We start from the raw sequence: 18,437 nt of genomic DNA, 5'->3' as shown, positions 1-18,437 counted from the left end.
TGTATTTGATAATATAAAAGTGAACCACTTGGGGCAGAAATTATAACATAAAAGTGATCCACTTCAACCACAATCTGCTATCCTTGATCAGTACCCAAACCAATCAGGGAGCAGGTGAACTAAGGAAGTGATTGAAGTGGACCTCTATAATCGTATCAGAGAAATGAATGTTGTGGAAGGACTTTCACAACGAGAAGTGGCAAGAAGACTTGGGATATCACGAAACACGGTTCGCAAATATTGGGATGGTGGGGTTATACCTGGTGCCTGTAAACCACGGAAGCGAGATCCTGTTGTTATGACTGAAGATGTTATCAGTGCGATCAAGAGGGTGTCTATGCGAACATGTTTCCCGTTTCTCACAAGATTGTGTGGACTTTGTACAATAGCAACTACCGCTCGGTGAGTACCGAAGTCCTCAAAGCAACGCATAAACCAGGTGCAGTATATACAGATATTTGGAATGAACGTCCGCTGGCTGCGCGCATCGTTGGTAACGATGCATATCTTACAGTCGAAATTCCTCCCAAGGGGGTGGTGGCAGTCATACAAGAGTGGGAGTAGCTGATTACGCAGGGGTTTGGTACAACTAGAAAATAACATAGGAGGCAGAGAGATATGCGCAAAGGATTGTTAGCAATGGTTCTGAGCACATTGGTTACTATGGGGATACTAAGCTGCGTTCGAATCAGGAATGATTCGAGGCAGCAAAGGGGGAATCAGTGCATGTACTTACAACGGATTAGGTTAGTAGCATGGATTGCGTTGTGTTTGGTTGTCGTGGGGGGTACGGCCGAAGGGAAGATCGTGATTGAGCATTTGCACAACCCGGTTCAGGGATTACGGCTTCTTGAGGCCACCCAAGCGGTTGCAGAACTCTTCAATGCTAAGCAGTCCGACATTGAGGTGAAGGTAACACAAAGCGCTGGTATGTACGAGAATACCATTATCACTCGCATCCTAGGAGGAGACTCCCCTGATGTGATCAGCCTGATTGGGTATCACTATGCTTCCTATGCCTATGAGGGCATACTGGCGGATCTAGGTCCATATATACAACGGGATGGTCTGGATCTGGGTGAAGTCTTTGTCCCGGTAGCCTATCAGTATTTCCTGTTCGAAGGGGAGCAATTGGGTTTGCCTCAGATGATTCTGCCGTTCGTTACGTACTATAACCGTCACCACTTCGATGAAGCAGGCTTAGTCAACCCCCAGGCCCTTGCAGCTAACAAGCAATGGACATGGGAAGAGATTATCTCCTTAGGCAAACCATTGACCTATGACAGCAACGCTGATGGCGTAACTGATCGATATGCCATAGAATTCTTAGGGGATCAAGAAGACAGGGTCGTTCTCTATGCTCATCAAGCCGGTGGTTCATTTTTTGATGTCGATGTGAATCCAACGAAGAGCTTGCTCACTAGTCCGCCGGTACGGCAGGGAGTGACGTTTCTGCACGACTTGATTAATGTGTACAGAATAGCTCCACCCCCAAGGGGATTCTCGGATGAATATAACATGGCGGGGGGAAATGTGTCCTTCACACTAGAAGGGGTATGGCAGATCCAGGTTTTTCAAGAGACTCTTAAGGATGCGTGGGATGTGGCGCCCTTACCCCACGGACCGGACAACGATGCGGGGATGATCCATGTTGATGGTGTACAGATGCTCTCAGGGATCGATCATCCTGAAGCTGCTTGGGAATGGATTCGGTTTCTTACCCTTGATCCGGAGGCGGTCACTATTTTTACACGGGTTACCGAACAACCACCGGTGCTTTTAGCAAACCTCCCAGACTACTTTGGTTTGTTCCGGAGCGAGATTACCCGTAGTCTAGCCACCGCTATGTTACACACCATTGAGCATCCGGGCAGTAAGCCTCTTTTCCCGCCAACACCAGCCTATCGGGAACTGCGCGATACCTTTCGTCCGAAAATGCTTGAGATACTAGGTGGAGAAGTGGCCGTAGAAGCAGGGCTTGAAGTCTTAGATCAGCAGTGGAACCGGATCTTAGCTGACTACCACAACTGACTTCCGTCGGAACTCAAAATGGAAAGCGCATCAGAGTAAGTAGGGTGCGCTTTCCCTACGGTCATTTTAGAGTATGCTCGATCAAGGGGGATAGTAATGGGTCGCATCTAGTGCTGTTTATAGCCCAATGGATGGAGCCGAGCAATGCTGCCTTGTTGCCTAAGGAACTGACTTTGATCGGGCATGTTTCCGGAGGGAATGACTGGTACTGTTTCATCGTCAGGTCAGTTAACTCCTTTGAAACATTCCCAGCCAAGACAATTACTTCCGGGGCGAGGATACAGTTGATGTTAAAGGCGGTAATGGCCAAAACATGGGCGGTACCGGAAAGACTGTCTGAGCTCTTAAGGAGTGCATCAATGCTCCTTACCGATCTGGTATTAGTACCCATAAGTACCTTGCCAATGTCTGTGGGACTACCAGGGAGAATTCCTCCTTCGGAAACGATGGAGACTCTAAGGGCCTTACCTAAGTGGAGGTATGCGAATCTTTGTACACCCTGGGCTATACCCCTTTCGAGCTCGCCGATGGCAGCCATATTGATCGTAGTGTCTACGAATACGGGAATGCCAAATTTGCTTTGCAGCGCAGGAGCAATAGCTGAAGTCTCCCGGACAGTAGTGTCTTCTCTAGAGTCTGCACATGATGGCATTCCAATGGCAATCCCCACGATTTGCATAGGAGGCTTGGCGGTGATCAAATTGGTGATGCCATTAGCCAGGTGTTCTATTGGGTCATCGAGGATACATGAACGGGTTTGGTACTGCTCCACAACAGTACCATCGGATGTTGCCAGCGCGAAGATGGTACCGTCAATAGCAACGACTATGCCGATAACGTAATGCGCGCGGGCGTTAAACTTGAGTAAGGTTGCCCGCTTTCCACCTGTAGATTCAGCCACGCCAGCTTCCACAAGGATTCCCTCTGTGAGCAGCTCCTGCACGATCTTTGATACTGTTGGTTTGCTTAGATTCAGCTGCTTTGCCAGGTCGGTTCTCGATAGGGTGCCCTGTTCCCTAACAGTTTGTATCACCAGTTGTCGGTTCAATTCAGCTAGCACATTTGATGGCCGGACTGCACCTTGCTTCATAAAGTCTCAACTCCTGGGGATGTTTACTTCAACAACATTCAACCCTAAGTATAGCAGATAATCCCATAGGTTCAAGAATGCTTGTCGGGCCTTGGGGCCATCCTTTGCTTATTCAGCTTCTCCGCCGTTAATGAGGAATACATCCTGTTGGCTATCTTGAAGGTAGACGTAATCCAGCTGTTTATCCTTAAGTAGCAACTGGTACTGCTCTTTGGCATCCTGACGACATTGATCACAGGCAAGCCAAGGGATGATCACCGCCGCGATCCGGGTCGGCGCAGCGGGGACGATCTGAAATAGGCCAGTGTTCTTGGCCCCGTTTGAGTAGATCAAGCGCCAGCCAGAGCAATCCGGGCATAGCCTAATGTGCTCGTTTTGCTCCTCGATGATGCCGTCGGTATCGTAATAGATGCTTCGTTGCCGTTGGTAGTACCGTTGATCACCAAATAGTCGGGAACGATCAATTTGGTCTTTGGTCTCCCATAGCTGTTGGATTCGAGCCACGGTCCGGCTAATCTGTTCGGTTACGCTGGTGCTTTGTGCGGCGATCCTAGGATGCCAATCTGGTTCCTTGACCGCGGTGTAGTCCAAACCAGCTAGAGCAAGGAGTATTGCCACATTCACGTAAGGAAGAGCACCTTCAATGGAGTATCCTCCCTCAAGTACAACGATATCCGGGGCCAGGAGTTCAGTAAGGCGTGCGTAACCTGTGGCACTGAATTTCATATTAGTCAGAGGATCGGTAAAGTGGTTATCTTGGCCTGCGGCATTGATCACCAAATCCGGTTGCCATTCCTTTAGGATTGGCATTACTAGTTGCTCCATTACGTAGAGTATTCCCTCATCTCCTGTACCTGGGGGAAGGGGGATGTTGACCGTGAGGCCATATGCACCCGGACCACCCCGCTCCATAATATCTCCTGTGCCCGGGTATAGTGTGCGACCATCCTGATGGAGAGAAATATGGAGTACCCCCGGGTCATTGTAAAAGATGTCCTGGGTACCATCGGCATGGTGGGCATCCGTATCTACAATGGCAATCTTGACCTCGGGGCCTAGGCGATGGCGGATGTGCTCAACCATGATCGCTTCGTTGTTCACCGTGCAAAAGCCCCGGGAACCATGGACAATTCGCATCGCATGATGCCCTGGTGGACGGAGGAGGGCAAAGGAACGTTGTACTTTCTGATCTAGAACCAGATCCGCCGCTAACATCGTACCGCCCACAGCGATCTGATGGGATTCGGTAATTCTTTGGGATACGTTCGGCACACAAATATGGGATCGCACAATGTGCTGTTTGTCTGCCACAAAGGGTCGGTACTCCTCAATGCCATCAATATCAAGTAAGCCTTCTTCTACAATTTGATCTCGGGTGTATAATAGTCTTTCTTCCCGTTCGGGGTGATCAGGACTAACACACCAATCAAAGGCAGGGAAGAATATGAGTCCTACCTTATGTTCTGCTGTCTGCACATCTATCTACCTCCTGGACTCATGCTCTGTAGTAGATGATTTGTCCCACTTAACTTGGGTCACCTTAGGTCTAACCTGTGCTCTAATCGTGTGAATGCGGCCGACGGTATGAAACCCCCGGACGACGTTGAAACTCTCTTCTTCCACGATATGTACATCTTCGAAATGGGCCAAACCTAGATCCTTTGCATATTGTGTCCCTTGGACCAGCGCCTCCTGGCGGGCTCGTTGTTGATCAAAGAGCATAGCATGTTCGATCTTCGTTCGATACCCCATTTCCGGGATCGTAAGCATTCCCAATTCCGTGTCCGCATGTAGGGTGATAGCTACTGTGGGACGTGCCGCCGCGGCACCAATGGCGTTTGACCCCTCATGAAAGGGAAGGACCTCCCAGGGAAGGGTGAGTTTCTCCGCAGCAAGGGGGATGAAAACCGGAGCCGGAGCCCCAAGCCCCACCACCGCTCGAGGCCGGATGTCCGGTGGCGCTAAGATCTCCGAGACAGTATAGACCGGAACGTTTTCGAGATCACGGTAGATTCTACGAATAGTAGTGGAAAGCTGCTCAGCAAAGGCCTCCATAATGCCTTCGGCGACTTGCCTCCAGGTAAGTTCCAAAGTCTTGGCAAACCTGTTGAGGGCTTCTATGGCCAAGCTGCTATCGCCTATTTGGGCTAGACCTAAAGCCACAGCTGCATCAGTGGGGGTTGGGCCTACACCGCCTAGAGCGGCCGCAGCACCTGCCCGTGTTGGTCCAAGCTCAAACCCGATGGACCGTTCACCGGTACCTGATTGCTTATATGTAGTATGTATCGTGCTGTCACCGCCAAGTCCAACGGAACGACTAAAAAGAGCTGGTACTAGCGTACTGTAGCCTGCGATTTGCGCCCCATTGCGTTCGAATAAGGGTTCACCAGCTACGATTACGGCAATATCGGTGGTGGTACCGCCTATATCTACAACAACGATGTTGTTGTCTTGGTATCTTGAGAGGGCACGGGCGGCCATGATGCTTGCTGCAGGTCCCGAAAGAATCGTTTCCACCGGCCGGGTCGAAGAATCCCGCAGAGGCATCGTTCCGCCGTCCGCCTTGAGGACCAATACATTCTGGATCCTTTCGTTTGCGGCAAGGAGTCTTTCAATGATTTCTACAAAACGAAGTTGCTGCTTAGCCACGCTGGAGTTTAGATACGCTGTAGCCATCCGTCGGGGGAAATTCGCCCGTCCCGAAAGACGATGGCCTAGAGTAATGTGACTAAAATCGGGTCCTTCTTTGGCCAAAATGGTATGGATGGAGCTCTCATGGGTAGGGTTGCGATGGGAGAACTTGCCGGTGATGGATAGGGCCTCGGCCCCGGCGTCTTTTGCCCTGTGGGCAGCTTTGAGTACCTCAGCGCGATTAAGGGGAGCCACCTCGCGACCCCGGTGATCGATATATCCCTTTAGTCGGTAGATGGGAAATCCGAGTTCTAACGTCTCTAGATTGATGCCAGGTCCGGGAACCGCAAGCACAGCTGTGGGCTCGCCCTTTCCTTCAACAATTGCATTTGTGGAAAGGGTGGTGGAAAGATGTAGCTGGATCGGCTCGGAGCCCACACAGTAATCCATGATCTTCCTTAGGACCTCTGTGGTGCTTTCGAGCAAATCCTCATGATTAGTTGGGGTCTTGGCCATCCCTACAACCTGCCCGTTGGAGATCAGGGTGGCATCGGTATTCGTACCGCCAACATCTACTCCAATGATATCCACATCAGTGCACCGTCCTTTAGCTAAACTTTGACGCAAATTGACATATTCTATACATACCTTCTCAACAGGTTCGGTAGATTCCTGCATGGCTACGGGGTGCGAGGCAGGGATAGACTTCATCAGAAGACTGTTTAGATACCATATATTGGCAAAGGTCTTTCGGAGAGCATGACGAAACCGTGAAGGGGAGCGCTATATAGCAGGTGCACACCTCTTTCAGAACCTATAAATATTGGGTAATTTGGTGATCATTTAATGTAGGCGATAAATAGCAGTATTGCAAAAATTCAAGTGTTGGAGTGATCCCATTGTCCGAGAAGTGTAGTGAGCTATTGCTGAAAAACGGCGATATTTTGACCCTTGATCCTAATCTGCAGGATGTTAATGCAGTATTGGTACGGGATGGGCGAATCGTCTATGTGGGGAGTGAACATGGGGCCCGAGAGCGATCATTGGGAACACCAGAAGTGTTAGACCTGGGTGGGAGGACGTTGATGCCAGGCTTTGTGGAATCACATATGCATCCGTCCATCATGGCCAAGACCATGATGGATATAGATTGCTCATACCCGAAGGTCAGAACCATCGGGGATATCGTGGCATCTGTTTCTGAGCGGGTAAAGAAAACTACTAAAGGTGGTTGGATTAGAGGGTGGGGGTATGACGATACGAAACTCGAAGAACAGCGGCATCCGACCCGTTGGGATTTGGACCAGGTATCGCCGCATCATCCGGTCTATCTTCGGAGGACCTGTGTTCATATGGGAGTCGCTAATAGCGCAGCCCTCCGATTGTCTGGAATAGACAAGGATACGCCAGACCCTGAAGGAGGACATATTCACCGGGATCCTGCCACTGGAGAGCCCACTGGGTTACTGATGGATCGAGCCCAGGATTTGATCAAGATGCCCGCCTATAGCGATGGGGAGGTTCAGGAGGGGTTCCGTCTGGCTTTAGGACAGCTATCCCGCTGGGGGATTACCACTGTGCATGATATGCTGGTTGATCGGTGTGCCTTTGCAACCTACCAAGGGTTAGCATCTAAGGAGAAGCTATCGGTACGGGTACGTCTTTGGCTTGAAGGAATTACCTTTGGTTCCCGGGATGCGGGCTTGATTCCCCACGCCATCGGGCTAGGACTTGAGAGTGGCTACGGCAATGACCTGCTCAAGTTCATGGGTATGAAGTTTATCCTCGATGGAAGTGTCGGGGGACGTTCCGCAGCGGTATCCGAACCTTTCGTAGGAACTACCGATGAGCGCGGTATTCTCTATGTTGATATGGAGGAACTGACGCCGTTAGTCTGCAACTGTATCGAAAATGGGCTGCGGGTTTCAATTCATGGTATTGGTGAGCGGGCCATTGAACAAGCAATAAGCGCCCTGGAGGAAGCGGCAGCAAAGGTATCCATCGATAGGCTAAGAAAGATGCGTAACCGAATAGATCACTGTGTACTACCAACCAAAGAACAGCTTGAACGAATTAAGAATCTGGGGGTGGTGATTGAATCCTCGGTTTCATTTATCCACGCTTTAGGTGACAGCTATCTATCCAATCTCGGAGATAGTCGTGCTAGTAGAGCGTTCCCAAACCGAACATGTATTGACATGGGAGTCCCTGTTGCGGCTAACTCCGATTGTCCTGTATGTGACGGAAGCCCCTTATTGGGCATGTATGCAGCCACCACTCGCAAGACTGATACTGGACAGGTGCTAGGTACAAAGGAGAGCATCACGCCGATGGAAGCGTTGCGGGCGTATACTACTACGGGTGCCTATGCGGGATGTGAAGAGGACCTTTTGGGGACTATTGCTCCGGACAAGCTTGCGGATCTGATCGTACTTTCACAAAATCCCATTACCACCGGAGCCGAACATCTACAGGATATTGGAGTAGAAATGACCTTCGTCAACGGTCATCTGGTGTATGCTCGATAGAAGCTGGTTCTCTTGATTTCTACCAGAAGACCTATCTGTTGGGTCAAGTAGGCAATACTTCATGCTTTGCTCTTTCTTCATACAGCAAGGAGGGGTACGTTCTTCTAGCCCCTTCCTTGTATTCCTCTGGTTTGGGACCCCATCTAGTATTGCTATCAAGGCCTTCTTCTTATTACCAAGTAGCATTCTACTCTGTTGCTCGGCTAATATGGAGAGAATCGTATACACACATAGGAAAGTCTATCTACATAGCACCCTTAAAATCTGGGACCTTGGACCCACAATCGCGAGATATAATCTAAACTGTCTAAGTTTATGTCCCACTGGCATTAGAGTTAGTAAATGTCGGCTTTACTCACAGTATCGAGACAAATCTACGCTTTTGGTCCTAGGACTTTAGTAGCGTGTTCCAGTAATCTGTGCTATATTCATCATATACTGCCAATATGTGACAAAACATTGTGGAAGGGTGACTTTTTGGTGATAAATGTGCCTTCCTGAAGAAGACGTGCTCGGTTACTAATATCGTGTTGTTGCCAGGATGAAACAGGTATGCAATAATAATGCAGAGACAACAGTCCTCCCAGGAAGGTAAGCCTGATTTTGTGGCTGAGATACATACATATTCTGAACGATTAGTGTTTTACCTAACTTTGGAGCGATCGTGTGGGCTTAACGGACAGGCTTTTCGGCATTCATATGTTGCCCCTTGGCTAATGGAATCGAGAGGTGGCCAGTATGCTGGGGGAAGGTGATATGGTAACCATATGGCGGTGTGCCTTCTTAACCTAGGACATAGCTAGTGAAAGGGTCTTGTGCAGATGATTTTCAATAAGCGGAAGTTCGTCTTAATGGTACTAGATGTAATTATGGTTAATTTTTCGTTGCTGTTTAGCATTATCCTTCACTATGGTCAGGGTGCCTTTGGTATCATCGGTGAGCTTTCGGTAACGCACTATGTAGTAGTCTCGGCTTTATCCCTGATTGTTTTTGGTGCATGCCGTATGTATAGTGGCGTCTGGCGATACGCCTCCACCCAGGAATTGATTAGTATGGGTATTGCAGTGACCATTGGTACAGGAGCAACCATGCTCTTTAGTTCTGTTAACACTGCTCGTACCCTCGCCAAATCGGTGTTTGCGATAAACTGGTTTGTGACGATAGTCTTGTTGGGTGGTCTTCGTTTGGCCGTACGGGTCTACAAGGAATATACCAGTAGGGTGGTTGCTGAACCAGATGGGCAAAAGAAGATTCTGATCGTCGGTGCGGGAGATGCCGGGGCTTTGGTTGCCCAAGAAATAAGTAACCATAAGGAACTGGGTAAGAAGGTGATCGGTTTTGCCGATGACGACCCGGGAAAACTCGGCCGGTATGTCCGAGGTAGTAAGGTGCTCGGCTCGATAGACCAAGTGCCTGAATTAGTTGCTAATTACCGGATCGATGAGATCATTATCGCGGTTCCTTCGGCCTCGGGAAGTAGTATCAAACGGATCATGTCCTACTGTGATAGAACGGGAACACAGATCCAGATTGTACCCGGCATTTATGAGATACTTAACGGCAAGGTGGACTTAGGCACGTTACGGGAAGTACAATTAGAGGATCTGTTGCGCAGAGAACCGATCCGCATAGACCAAGATCATATCCGTGGTCACTTAGCCCATAAGACTGTGCTCATTACTGGAGGGGGCGGTTCAATCGGTTCTGAACTAGCTCGGCAAGTTGCGCGCTTTGAACCTTCTTCATTGGTCTTGTTTGACATTAGTGAGAATAACCTCTACCAGATTCAGCATGATCTGAACGATGAATTCCCACACCTTACCTTGGTCACGGTGGTGGGTAGCATCCGCGATGAGAAAAAGCTGGAGGCGGTGTTCGCCCAATATCGTCCGAGTGTTGTTTACCATGCAGCAGCCCACAAGCATGTTCCTCTTATGGAAGAACACCCGGAGGAAGCGATCAAGAATAATGTGTTTGGCACATACAATGTGGTGCAGGCCGCGATTAGGTACCGAGTCAAACGATTTGTGATGATTTCAACAGATAAGGCGATTAACCCCACAAGTGTCATGGGCGCGACGAAGCGGATTGCGGAGATGATTGTGCAAGCAGCCAACCACCTGAGTAACACAGAGTTTGTCGCTGTTCGATTTGGCAATGTTTTAGGTAGCTGTGGTTCGGTGGTGCCACTGTTTAGACAGCAGATCGCCAAGGGCGGCCCGGTAACGGTAACCCACCCAGAAATGACTAGGTACTTCATGACGATCCCTGAAGCATGTCAACTGGTAATCCAAGCCGGGGTGCTTGGTCACGGGGGAGAGGTATTTGTCCTCGATATGGGCAGCCCTGTGAAGATTATGGATTTGGCCCAGGACTTGATCCATCTATCTGGGTTACAGGTTGGTCGGGATATTGAGATTAAGATCATTGGTACCAGACCGGGCGAGAAACTGTATGAAGAGATCCTCACCGATGAGGAGAATACCGAAAGCACCAAGCATGAGAAGGTCTTTGTGGCCAAGTTGCAGGACGTCGATATGAACAGCTTACGAGCAAAGTTGACTGTTCTTGACGATATTATTAGGCAGTCGGCACCGCCCGAGGTGATCCGGAAAGCTATCCAGGAGCTTGTTCCAACCTACGTGCCGACCTATGCGGAACGAGACCAACATGTTGGTACGTTGCCCGATGTGGCCGCAGCTGTCGATGTGTGATGTTGTACATAAAGCAGATCGTGCTGAGGATGCATATCCTTAACGACGGGGGTGGACGGCTTTGTCGGGTCAGTGCAAATGGGGAGTTGTCGGTGGTGCTATCGGGATTGGAGCAGGGCTAGGTCTAGTTGTTGGTCTTTTATTTGAGACGAATATCGCCCTTAGCTTAGTGATCGGTGCAGCTTGTGGCGTAGTCGTTGGATCTATCCTTGGGAATAAGTAGAATCTGTAGATTCCCCCGGTAGAACCCGGGGGAATCCTAGTTAGCCAGAGCCTGAAGGCTCCTCCTTTGCAGTAGAGTCTATTCAATTAACCAGAGACGACTTTCAAAGCTTTGCCTAGCACACTCAGAGATCCTGATCGGGTGGAAATCCACGATCCCTGAATAGAGTGTATCGTTTAAGGGCTCCTTCCATTTTGATGGAATTGCATCCTCACCATAGAGGGCTCCCCATATGGAGCCAACGGTTGCGCCATTGCAATCCGTGTCCCAGCCACAGGCTACAGCTGTCGTTACTGCTTTTTCGAAATCATCCTGACCGAAGAGAAGGGCGGCAGTACATAAGGCAGCATTGTTGATTGTGTGCACGGGGTTGTAGTGACCAAAAGAGTTCCAGAGCATTTCAAAGAGTTCTTCTTGTGTTTCCACCTCTGTTGCTAAAGCCATGGCCCGTTCAATGCTTTCGTAAAGGCGAGAGGTACGAGGTATTTTGGATAAGCCAATACGAAGTGCTTTCTCTATATCACCAGTTTTGCCATCCAAAACTAAGGCGGCAGATATTACTGCCGCGATGAACATTTCACCGTAGACACCATTCTTTTCATGGGACAGGATGGCATCGCGATAGGCCAGCTTTGCGGCAAGTTCGGGGTTTCCTGGGCATGCGTAGCCAAAGGCATCTGCTCTGATCTGAGCCCCAATCCATTCCCGATAGGGGTTCAAATTCCTGCGGATAAAGACCAGATCAGCGGGAGAAAAGTGATCGTGCCCCCGCATCTTGATCACCATGTTCCGGTAAGCTTGGCGTTCCGCAGTACATACATGGATATATGGTAAGGTCCATAACCAAGTGCGTCCCACATCGGATGTGGTGAAATCTCCGCGGTAATTCTTAATAAGCTTAAGACCAATCACTGTGTAGCGGATATCATCGTCACTCTCCATAAACGCGATGTGTTCTTTCGTACTCCCTTTATTGTATACCTTGCCGACCTCACTGGTTGAACTACCCGGAACATAGAAATCTAGGGGCCATGCGTTGGCGCCGAGCAAGTAGTCTTTAACAAATACCCACCCGGGTTGTTGATCATGGCCTGACATGAAGAGGTGGGTCTCTAGGGGCCTGCCTAAGGCACAGCCAATGCACCGACCTAACCAAGCTCCGTGTATTTTGTTATACAGATGGTCCTGGCCGATGGATGTCTTTAGTGTTTGGCGCCCTTGGGGACGTAGTTTCTCTATCTCTTCAAGATCGTTAGGCTCCTCATAGGGGAAGTCCGGGGCGATGTCAAATTTCATTAGTTCTTCGTAAACTGGTAAGATCAAGGTTGCCGGTGCGTCCTCGGGTAGCTCCTCTACCTGTTGTTTGAGCTTCTGTACGCTCTGTTTGCTGCAGCCTTCTTCGATACGCTGTTGGCATTCTGCGAAAAACAGTTCACGCAGATTTGTCCATCCCGACATGGGGATACCTCCCTATTCATGAAAGTGGTTTCGTCACTGTGAGTATTCGACAAGGATTAGTGTATTCCTGCGTGTATGCGATAGTCTGTCGAATAGTTATATCTACGGCAGGAGTCTTGGTATGAAATGTCGAAAGTACTTTCATAAGGTGGGGTGTAAGATGACGACAATCTATGATGTTGCCAAACGAGCTGGTGTATCAATAACGACCGTCTCAAGGGTTCTAAATGACCGGGGGCAGGTCAGTGAGAAAACCCGGATACGCGTGGAACAGGCCATGGCCGATTTAGGTTATGTCCCCAATCCCGCAGCACGTTCCCTGACCCTTGGGGTCAGCCAGTTGATTGCCCTGGTGGTGCCAAGCATCACCAACTCTTTCTATGCGACGTTAGCTAAGGGATTGCAGGATCACTGCTATGCAGTAGGCTACAATACGGTGATCGCCAACACTGATGGTGATCCCGAAAAGGAAATAGAGTGTATTGAGACCTTGCTGAAAAAACAAATCGATGGCATCTGTTTTGCCCGCTATCTTGAGGATGAGACGAGCTTGAGGCTTTTGGCTGAATCCCAGAAGCCTACGGTGATCATCGGGGCCAAACCCAAGGAGTCACAGTTTGATGTGGTGGGCGTATTTGGCACAGGAGCTGCCTTAAACGAAGCAATAGCTCAGTTGAAGACAGCTGGCAAGAGGCGCTTGGGATACATTGGCGGACCACCCCATACAGTAGTTGGTACTGTACGAAAACGGCAATACCAGTTCGCCGTTAAGGAATACGATCTATTTTACGAAGATGCCCTAATCGCGGAGACGGACTTCACCATAGAAGCGGGGAGAGAGGCTGCAGAAGAAATGCTATCTTTGGCTAACCCCCCAGATATGTTTTTTGCGGGAAATGATTTGCTGGCAATTGGGATATTTGAAGCTGTGCAAAACGCCGGTCTTAGCATTCCACAGGATGTGGCGGTCATTGGATGTGATGATATTGAACTGGCCCGATTGCTCAAACCCTCTCTTACAACGATCAGGTTACCACAGTATCTTCTTGGCAAGAAGGCCGGGGAACTGCTACTTGAACGAATAACCAATCCAGGGATGGCAATAAAGGAGCTATCCATGGAGGTACGGCTGGTCTGTCGTGACTCAACAGCTGCAACTATCTAGGAAAGGATTTACAGTGCGGGGGCATAAACAAAGTCAAGTGGCGGGGGTGAGGTCATTGTCTGGACACTAGGTAGTACCTGATTCGATAGCTTAATCAGAAAATGAAAATGAGGAGGAGCCGTGATGAGCAAAGATGATTGGTTGCACCGGATAGTTTTCATTTTGTTTGCTATGTTCTTATTTGTTTCTGCAGGTATTGGCTTAGTGTTTGCTGGAGAAAAGGTCGTACTTACTGTTGCGTCGGGTATCTTGCCCACTGAGATTGAAATCAGGCGGGAGATCGCCGAGCTTTATGAGGCGATTAATCCTGAGGTCGAGATCGAAATGGTCTATCTGCAGGGGGATAGGTTTAGTGATCAGCAAATGATGATCGTCGGGGGTGTGGCACCAGACATACTGTACATCAATCAGACCTTTCTTGCGCCATGGGCATCCCAAGGAGCGCTGCTTGATCTAACCGAGTTTATCCAGAAGGATAATTTCACATTTGAGCATATCCCGCAATCCATCATGGACTCAGTTATGTTTGAACACAAAGTCTATGCAATGCCCTTTGAGGTATCACCACTGGCTTTGGTTTACAATGCGACTTTGTTTGAGGAGGCAGGGTTGAGTGTTCCCCCGGTGGGATGGGAAGATCCAAACTGGCGGTGGGATGATTTACGCCAAACAGCAAGGAAACTGACCAAAGTTGACCAGGATGGGGAAATACAAAGATACGGACTAGGTAGCGCCTCTTGGTGGTGGTGGAACTGGGTGTTTCAAAATGGCGGCCGCCCCCTAAACGAGGATAACAGTAGAACCCTACTGCATGAGCAGGCGGCAACCGATGGCTTGCAGTTCTACATAGACCTGATGTTTGAGGATCGGGTGGCCCCCACTGATGCCGCTATTGGGTGGGACTTTGATGGTGCTTTTATGACAGGTCGTATTGCCATGGAAGTACAAGGTCGATGGCTGAATACGTTCCGTAAGGAAATCTCCGACTTCAAATGGAACACAGCTGCCTTGCCTTGGCAGGTAGAGCCGGGTACTCTTCTTTTGACCCTTCATTATGGAATCTCCAGTCAGTGTCAGCATCCTGAGGTTGCTTGGGACTTTCTAAAGTTTTTAGTCTCTGAGCAACCTCAATTTATTAATACGCTCTCGGGGATGGCGGTACCGGTCAACACCAGTGTGGGCCTGGAGGCAATTGCCCAGTCATCAGCTGAACGGAGCGAAGAAACCTTTCTATATGCATTGCCCTATGGACATGCGGAACCGACCATTGTGAACTATGGGGACTGGGTTGGGAAGGTAAATGAGGGGCTGTATCAGGGTTTTTCAGGTGAAGTTAGTGTATCAGCTGCGATGCAGGGAATTGTTGAGGCGGCAGATGCCATGCTACAGCCATAGCGCCACTGTGCCGGGAAGCTTTCTTCCCGGCACAGGTACTTACGAAGGGTGGGAAATCCATGAACCAGAAGGAAAATGCATTACAAACGATCAAGTTCGGCCATCCACAGAGGGTTGCCTGCGGCATCCCGATGCATAGAATCAGCTACTTGGGTGCGGATCACCAAGGGTATTGCGGCGGGGGACATCACTTACCTGTGGGTTCAAAATGGACTGATATTTGGGGCACTGTCTGGCACCGTGAACATGAAGATGTCATGGGATTTCCTAGAGGAAATCCCCTCTGTAATCTGGTGGAAGCATTAAGGGATTATCCCTGGCCAGATCCTGATGATGAAAGGATCTGTGCCCCGCTCTACGAACAGGCAAAGAACTGGAATGGTAGGGAGACCTTTCTCACTGGGTCCCATCGGGATACCCTCTGGGAGAAGTCCTATATGCTCGCGGGCATGGAAAACATGATGTGCTATTTTCTAACCGAACCCAATGCTGTGCGGGAGTTGCTTCATCGGATCATGAACTTCCAACTAGGCATAGCCAAGCATTACCTTACCAATGGTGTGCAGATAGTCACCATGAGTGATGATCTTGGCACACAGGATCGGCTGCTCCTCTCCCCGGGCATTATCCGAGATTTTCTCGTTCCGGAATACCAAAGGTTGTTTCGTCTGTACAAGGAGCATGACGTGATGATCTTTTTCCATAGCTGTGGCCACATTACGTCTATCGTGGACGTCTTTTTGGAGCTTGGGGTGGATATCCTCGATCCTATCCAGGCTACGGCTAATGATTTGGATGAACTTCGCCGGGTGACAGCTGGTCGGATCGCTCTGCACGGAGGTGTCCGATCGGATACAATCGTAAGGGGGCCGATTTCCGCCATCCAAGAGGAAGTGGCCCAAAGGCTCTGGCAACTGGGTCAGGCAGGCGGCTATTTCTGTGGCCCTGATCAGTCCATGCCGTGGCCTAAGGATCACATTAACGCTCTATGGGAGACTGTGCAGATACTGGGAACCTATCCACTGCTTCCTCCTGAAGAGGCTATGGATATTCTAAGTACCAAGACTGCAGAATAATTGGGGAACCGTATCAGCATCCTCGTTAGGTTCCACAACTGCCGTTGGTGTTTTTTCATCATCCTGCTCATTGATTTGGATCAAGAAAGAAGCGGCGGATTCTGTTACCGAATACGCCAAAGGTGTGCCTTGGCATACCTGCTTGGAGGTAATGCTTGCCCCGCTAGTGTTATCGAGTGGTTTGTGTATAACCAGCATTGACCCAAATCCTTTGTCTGTTTAACTAGTTGTCGCAAAGTCTTGTTGTTCCTTCTGCTCGTAAATGATTCCATGGGTGGTGGCTTTGGCTTCGGGTTGGTCTTTTGTCTCCTCCTTTTCGCATGTGTATTTCGGCCAATTTCAACTGTGCTAAATCGTACTCGGTTCAGTCTATAGCCTATTGAGATTAAGTATAGCTATCTGCTCCTCGTATTCTCTAGTCTGTGGTGCATTGAGCCAAACGTGGGTTTCAAAGAACTCGATGAGCAAAGACCTACGTGCTGGATCAAGCTGCATACTTGAGACCATGCGGGTAAACTCGATCTTAACCTGGACTTTCTCCTCCTCTGTAGAATCCATCTTACTCATCAGGGCAGCCCCTATTGGGCTGCTGCTATTTATGTAGTCCTTCCATGATAGATTTCCCAAGTAAAGTTGCTTATAGTGAAACTCATAGATGTTAAAGTCTAAAAAGGGTAGGGTTTTTACAAAGGTACCCGGTTCTTCTTCTCGCCGCTTTAGGAAGATAGCGATGGGGAAAACTTTGCATTTTAAGGCGATGTAGACCTCGGTAAAATACAAAAACATCAGTTCGTTGACCTCGATGTCACTTGAACCTTGGGGCTCCACCACAACCAATACGGACACTGGTTCACCGCCTATCCGTGCCTTAAGAAGTATGTCAAAAGCGTGTTTCCCACCGCCTCACACACTCTTTGAGCCCTTCGGGGGTACAAGCTCTATAGGCTCATAGTTACTGCGATCCATATGTGGCGCCGCATCCGGGAAGAACAACTCTGTGAACTCGGCAAAGTAGGTTATCAATAGCTGCCTGAAGAGCTGATCTTGTCTCGCGTTTTCTTCTATCATCTTTCACGTCTCCCCTATGGTAGTATTTCCTGTGAATTACTGCCCCCCTGTAGATAAGTAGGTGTTACCAGGAAGTACGCAAGGATTACACCTAGGTACGCCAAGTTTGGTGTAAGTTAATCATAGTATGGCGCAGATGCACCTTGTGGTCAATAGAGTGGAGGCTTGGTCTTGGCATCAATTATCGACGGATGTTTGGAGGCTCATCGGTAGGCATGATCGCTTAACGTGAGCAAGTACTTGCGGAGGATGGGAGAAAGGGGAATGCCCTATGGACTATCAAATGTTCCTGCAGCTTGCTAAGCATGATGGATGTGGGATCCAACATCAGTCGGACCTACGACACAAATAGGACACATCCCTGTGATATAGTGGACACATAGTAGCAAAGGAGGGGTAGATGTGAGCAATATACTGATCGTGGAGGATGAAGAGGCCATCGCCAATTTGATATACATTAACCTAAGTGATGAGGGCTATTGCTGTACCTGTGCCTATGATGGGAGGCAGGGCGCAGACCTTGTTGAGAAAGAGAACTTCGATCTTATCTTGCTTGACATCATGTTGCCGGAGATTGACGGGTATGAGTTGCTTGAATACATCAAGCCCCTGGGAGTACCAGTAATCTTCATTACCGCAAAGGGTGCGGTGAACGAGCGAATAACAGGACTCAAACTTGGTGCCGACGACTATATCGTAAAGCCATTTCAGATTGGTGAACTGTCTGCTCGGGTACAAGCAGTTTTACGTCGATACGGTAGGACCGACAAGCAGTTATCTTTCCATGATGTTGATATTAATCTTGATTCCCGACAAGTAACAAAGGAAGGACAAGCTATCGACTTGACTGTTAAGGAGTTTGATTTGCTTGTTGAGCTTGTGCGTAACAAGAATGTGGCGCTATACCGTGCCCATCTTTACGAAAGGGTTTGGGGGGAAGAGTTCTCTGGCGAGACGAGAACCCTGGACTCTCATATCCAACGGTTAAGAAAGAAACTTGGTTGGGAGGATCGCATCAAGACAGTTTTCCGTATTGGTTACCGATTGGAGGGGTAGGC

17 protein-coding genes are annotated in these 18,437 nt (G+C 49.2%); 10 read left to right on the top strand and 7 right to left on the bottom strand.

What is annotated here, in order from left to right; all coding sequences use genetic code 11:
- Window positions 1–163 precede the first annotated feature (163 nt).
- Genes M0Q40_01510 through M0Q40_01500 form a run of 3 tightly spaced genes read left to right on the top strand, consistent with a single transcriptional unit; the run spans window position 164 to window position 2,031 of the window.
- A complete protein-coding gene (locus tag M0Q40_01510) occupies window positions 164–406 on the top strand; it encodes a helix-turn-helix domain-containing protein (GenBank protein MCK9221297.1) in 243 nt (80 codons plus the stop codon).
- Window positions 346–564, top strand: a complete 219-nt coding sequence (locus M0Q40_01505; protein ID MCK9221296.1) for a hypothetical protein — start codon at window positions 346–348, stop codon at window positions 562–564. Before M0Q40_01510 ends, M0Q40_01505 begins: the two co-directional genes overlap by 61 nt.
- 54 nt (window positions 565–618) lie before the next feature.
- Window positions 619–2,031, top strand: a complete 1,413-nt coding sequence (locus M0Q40_01500) for an extracellular solute-binding protein (GenBank protein ID MCK9221295.1) — start codon at window positions 619–621, stop codon at window positions 2,029–2,031.
- Between the two features lie 61 nt (window positions 2,032–2,092).
- Here the strand turns inward: M0Q40_01500 and M0Q40_01495 are convergent, their stop codons facing one another.
- The 3 genes from M0Q40_01495 to M0Q40_01485 form a co-directional block, all read right to left on the bottom strand.
- A complete protein-coding gene (locus M0Q40_01495; GenBank protein ID MCK9221294.1) occupies window positions 2,093–3,121 on the bottom strand; it encodes an ROK family transcriptional regulator in 1,029 nt (342 codons plus the stop codon).
- 108 nt (window positions 3,122–3,229) lie between these two features.
- Window positions 3,230–4,597, bottom strand: a complete 1,368-nt coding sequence (locus tag M0Q40_01490; GenBank protein MCK9221293.1) for a histone deacetylase — start codon at window positions 4,595–4,597, stop codon at window positions 3,230–3,232.
- Between the two features lie 6 nt (window positions 4,598–4,603).
- Window positions 4,604–6,379, bottom strand: a complete 1,776-nt coding sequence (locus M0Q40_01485; GenBank protein ID MCK9221292.1) for a hydantoinase/oxoprolinase family protein — start codon at window positions 6,377–6,379, stop codon at window positions 4,604–4,606.
- A gap of 272 nt (window positions 6,380–6,651) precedes the next feature.
- Here M0Q40_01485 and M0Q40_01480 point away from each other — a divergent pair, with 272 nt between their 5' ends.
- The 3 genes from M0Q40_01480 to M0Q40_01470 all read left to right on the top strand — a co-directional run bounded on the left by M0Q40_01480 (window position 6,652) and on the right by M0Q40_01470 (window position 11,217).
- Window positions 6,652–8,280 carry an amidohydrolase gene (locus tag M0Q40_01480; protein ID MCK9221291.1) on the top strand — a complete coding sequence of 543 codons (1,629 nt, stop codon included), beginning with the start codon at window positions 6,652–6,654 and terminating at the stop codon, window positions 8,278–8,280.
- Window positions 8,281–9,101: 821 nt separating this feature from the next.
- Window positions 9,102–10,994 carry a polysaccharide biosynthesis protein gene (locus M0Q40_01475; GenBank protein ID MCK9221290.1) on the top strand — a complete coding sequence of 631 codons (1,893 nt, stop codon included), beginning with the start codon at window positions 9,102–9,104 and terminating at the stop codon, window positions 10,992–10,994.
- Window positions 10,995–11,055: 61 nt separating this feature from the next.
- Entirely contained in the window at window positions 11,056–11,217 is a 162-nt protein-coding gene (locus tag M0Q40_01470; GenBank protein ID MCK9221289.1) for a hypothetical protein, read from the top strand.
- A 78-nt stretch (window positions 11,218–11,295) separates the two neighbouring features.
- On the opposite strand, the gene M0Q40_01465 is transcribed toward M0Q40_01470, so the two are convergent.
- Window positions 11,296–12,675 (bottom strand): ADP-ribosylglycohydrolase family protein, encoded by a 1,380-nt coding sequence (locus M0Q40_01465; protein MCK9221288.1) that lies wholly within the window; start codon window positions 12,673–12,675, stop codon window positions 11,296–11,298.
- Window positions 12,676–12,835: 160 nt separating this feature from the next.
- On the opposite strand from M0Q40_01465, the gene M0Q40_01460 reads away from it, so the two are divergent.
- The 3 genes from M0Q40_01460 (at window position 12,836) to M0Q40_01450 (ending at window position 16,311) form a co-directional block, all read left to right on the top strand.
- Window positions 12,836–13,840 (top strand): LacI family transcriptional regulator, encoded by a 1,005-nt coding sequence (locus M0Q40_01460; protein ID MCK9221287.1) that lies wholly within the window; start codon window positions 12,836–12,838, stop codon window positions 13,838–13,840.
- Window positions 13,841–13,963: 123 nt separating this feature from the next.
- The gene (locus tag M0Q40_01455; protein MCK9221286.1) at window positions 13,964–15,235 is read left to right on the top strand and encodes a sugar ABC transporter substrate-binding protein; all 1,272 of its coding nucleotides are present in this window, start codon (window positions 13,964–13,966) and stop codon (window positions 15,233–15,235) included.
- A 59-nt stretch (window positions 15,236–15,294) separates the two neighbouring features.
- Window positions 15,295–16,311, top strand: a complete 1,017-nt coding sequence (locus tag M0Q40_01450; GenBank protein MCK9221285.1) for a hypothetical protein — start codon at window positions 15,295–15,297, stop codon at window positions 16,309–16,311.
- Here the strand turns inward: M0Q40_01450 and M0Q40_01445 are convergent.
- From M0Q40_01445 to M0Q40_01435, 3 genes are all read right to left on the bottom strand, one after another.
- Complete coding sequence (locus tag M0Q40_01445) at window positions 16,288–16,509, bottom strand: hypothetical protein (protein ID MCK9221284.1); 222 nt, start codon at window positions 16,507–16,509, stop codon at window positions 16,288–16,290. The two genes, M0Q40_01450 and M0Q40_01445, sit on opposite strands and share 24 nt — an antisense overlap.
- 171 nt (window positions 16,510–16,680) lie before the next feature.
- Window positions 16,681–17,157: a hypothetical protein gene (locus tag M0Q40_01440; GenBank protein ID MCK9221283.1), complete on the bottom strand. Its 477-nt coding sequence runs from the start codon at window positions 17,155–17,157 to the stop codon at window positions 16,681–16,683.
- A gap of 57 nt (window positions 17,158–17,214) precedes the next feature.
- Window positions 17,215–17,379 (bottom strand): hypothetical protein, encoded by a 165-nt coding sequence (locus M0Q40_01435; GenBank protein ID MCK9221282.1) that lies wholly within the window; start codon window positions 17,377–17,379, stop codon window positions 17,215–17,217.
- Window positions 17,380–17,781: 402 nt separating this feature from the next.
- Between M0Q40_01435 and M0Q40_01430 the strand changes: the two genes are divergently transcribed.
- Window positions 17,782–18,435, top strand: a complete 654-nt coding sequence (locus M0Q40_01430; protein ID MCK9221281.1) for a response regulator transcription factor — start codon at window positions 17,782–17,784, stop codon at window positions 18,433–18,435.
- Window positions 18,436–18,437: the final 2 nt, after the last annotated feature.

The organism is Limnochordia bacterium (assembly GCA_023230925.1).
In the GTDB taxonomy this organism is placed as follows: Bacteria; Bacillota; Limnochordia; order DUMW01; family DUMW01; genus JALNWK01.
This window is presented reverse-complemented; position numbering and strand designations above follow the sequence as displayed.

Bases quoted from the DNA above. Each gene is read 5' to 3' on its own strand.
- M0Q40_01455 (MCK9221286.1), top strand. From the start codon at position 13,964: ATGAGCAAAGATGATTGGTTGCACCGGATAGTTTTCATTTTGTTTGCT.
- M0Q40_01445 (MCK9221284.1), bottom strand. From the start codon at position 16,509: ATGCTGGTTATACACAAACCACTCGATAACACTAGCGGGGCAAGCATT.
- M0Q40_01495 (MCK9221294.1), bottom strand. From the start codon at position 3,121: ATGAAGCAAGGTGCAGTCCGGCCATCAAATGTGCTAGCTGAATTGAAC.
- M0Q40_01450 (MCK9221285.1), top strand. From the start codon at position 15,295: ATGAACCAGAAGGAAAATGCATTACAAACGATCAAGTTCGGCCATCCA.
- M0Q40_01505 (MCK9221296.1), top strand. From the start codon at position 346: ATGTTTCCCGTTTCTCACAAGATTGTGTGGACTTTGTACAATAGCAAC.
- M0Q40_01435 (MCK9221282.1), bottom strand. From the start codon at position 17,379: ATGATAGAAGAAAACGCGAGACAAGATCAGCTCTTCAGGCAGCTATTG.
- M0Q40_01510 (MCK9221297.1), top strand. From the start codon at position 164: ATGAATGTTGTGGAAGGACTTTCACAACGAGAAGTGGCAAGAAGACTT.
- M0Q40_01465 (MCK9221288.1), bottom strand. From the start codon at position 12,675: ATGTCGGGATGGACAAATCTGCGTGAACTGTTTTTCGCAGAATGCCAA.
- M0Q40_01475 (MCK9221290.1), top strand. From the start codon at position 9,102: ATGATTTTCAATAAGCGGAAGTTCGTCTTAATGGTACTAGATGTAATT.
- M0Q40_01500 (MCK9221295.1), top strand. From the start codon at position 619: ATGCGCAAAGGATTGTTAGCAATGGTTCTGAGCACATTGGTTACTATG.
- M0Q40_01460 (MCK9221287.1), top strand. From the start codon at position 12,836: ATGACGACAATCTATGATGTTGCCAAACGAGCTGGTGTATCAATAACG.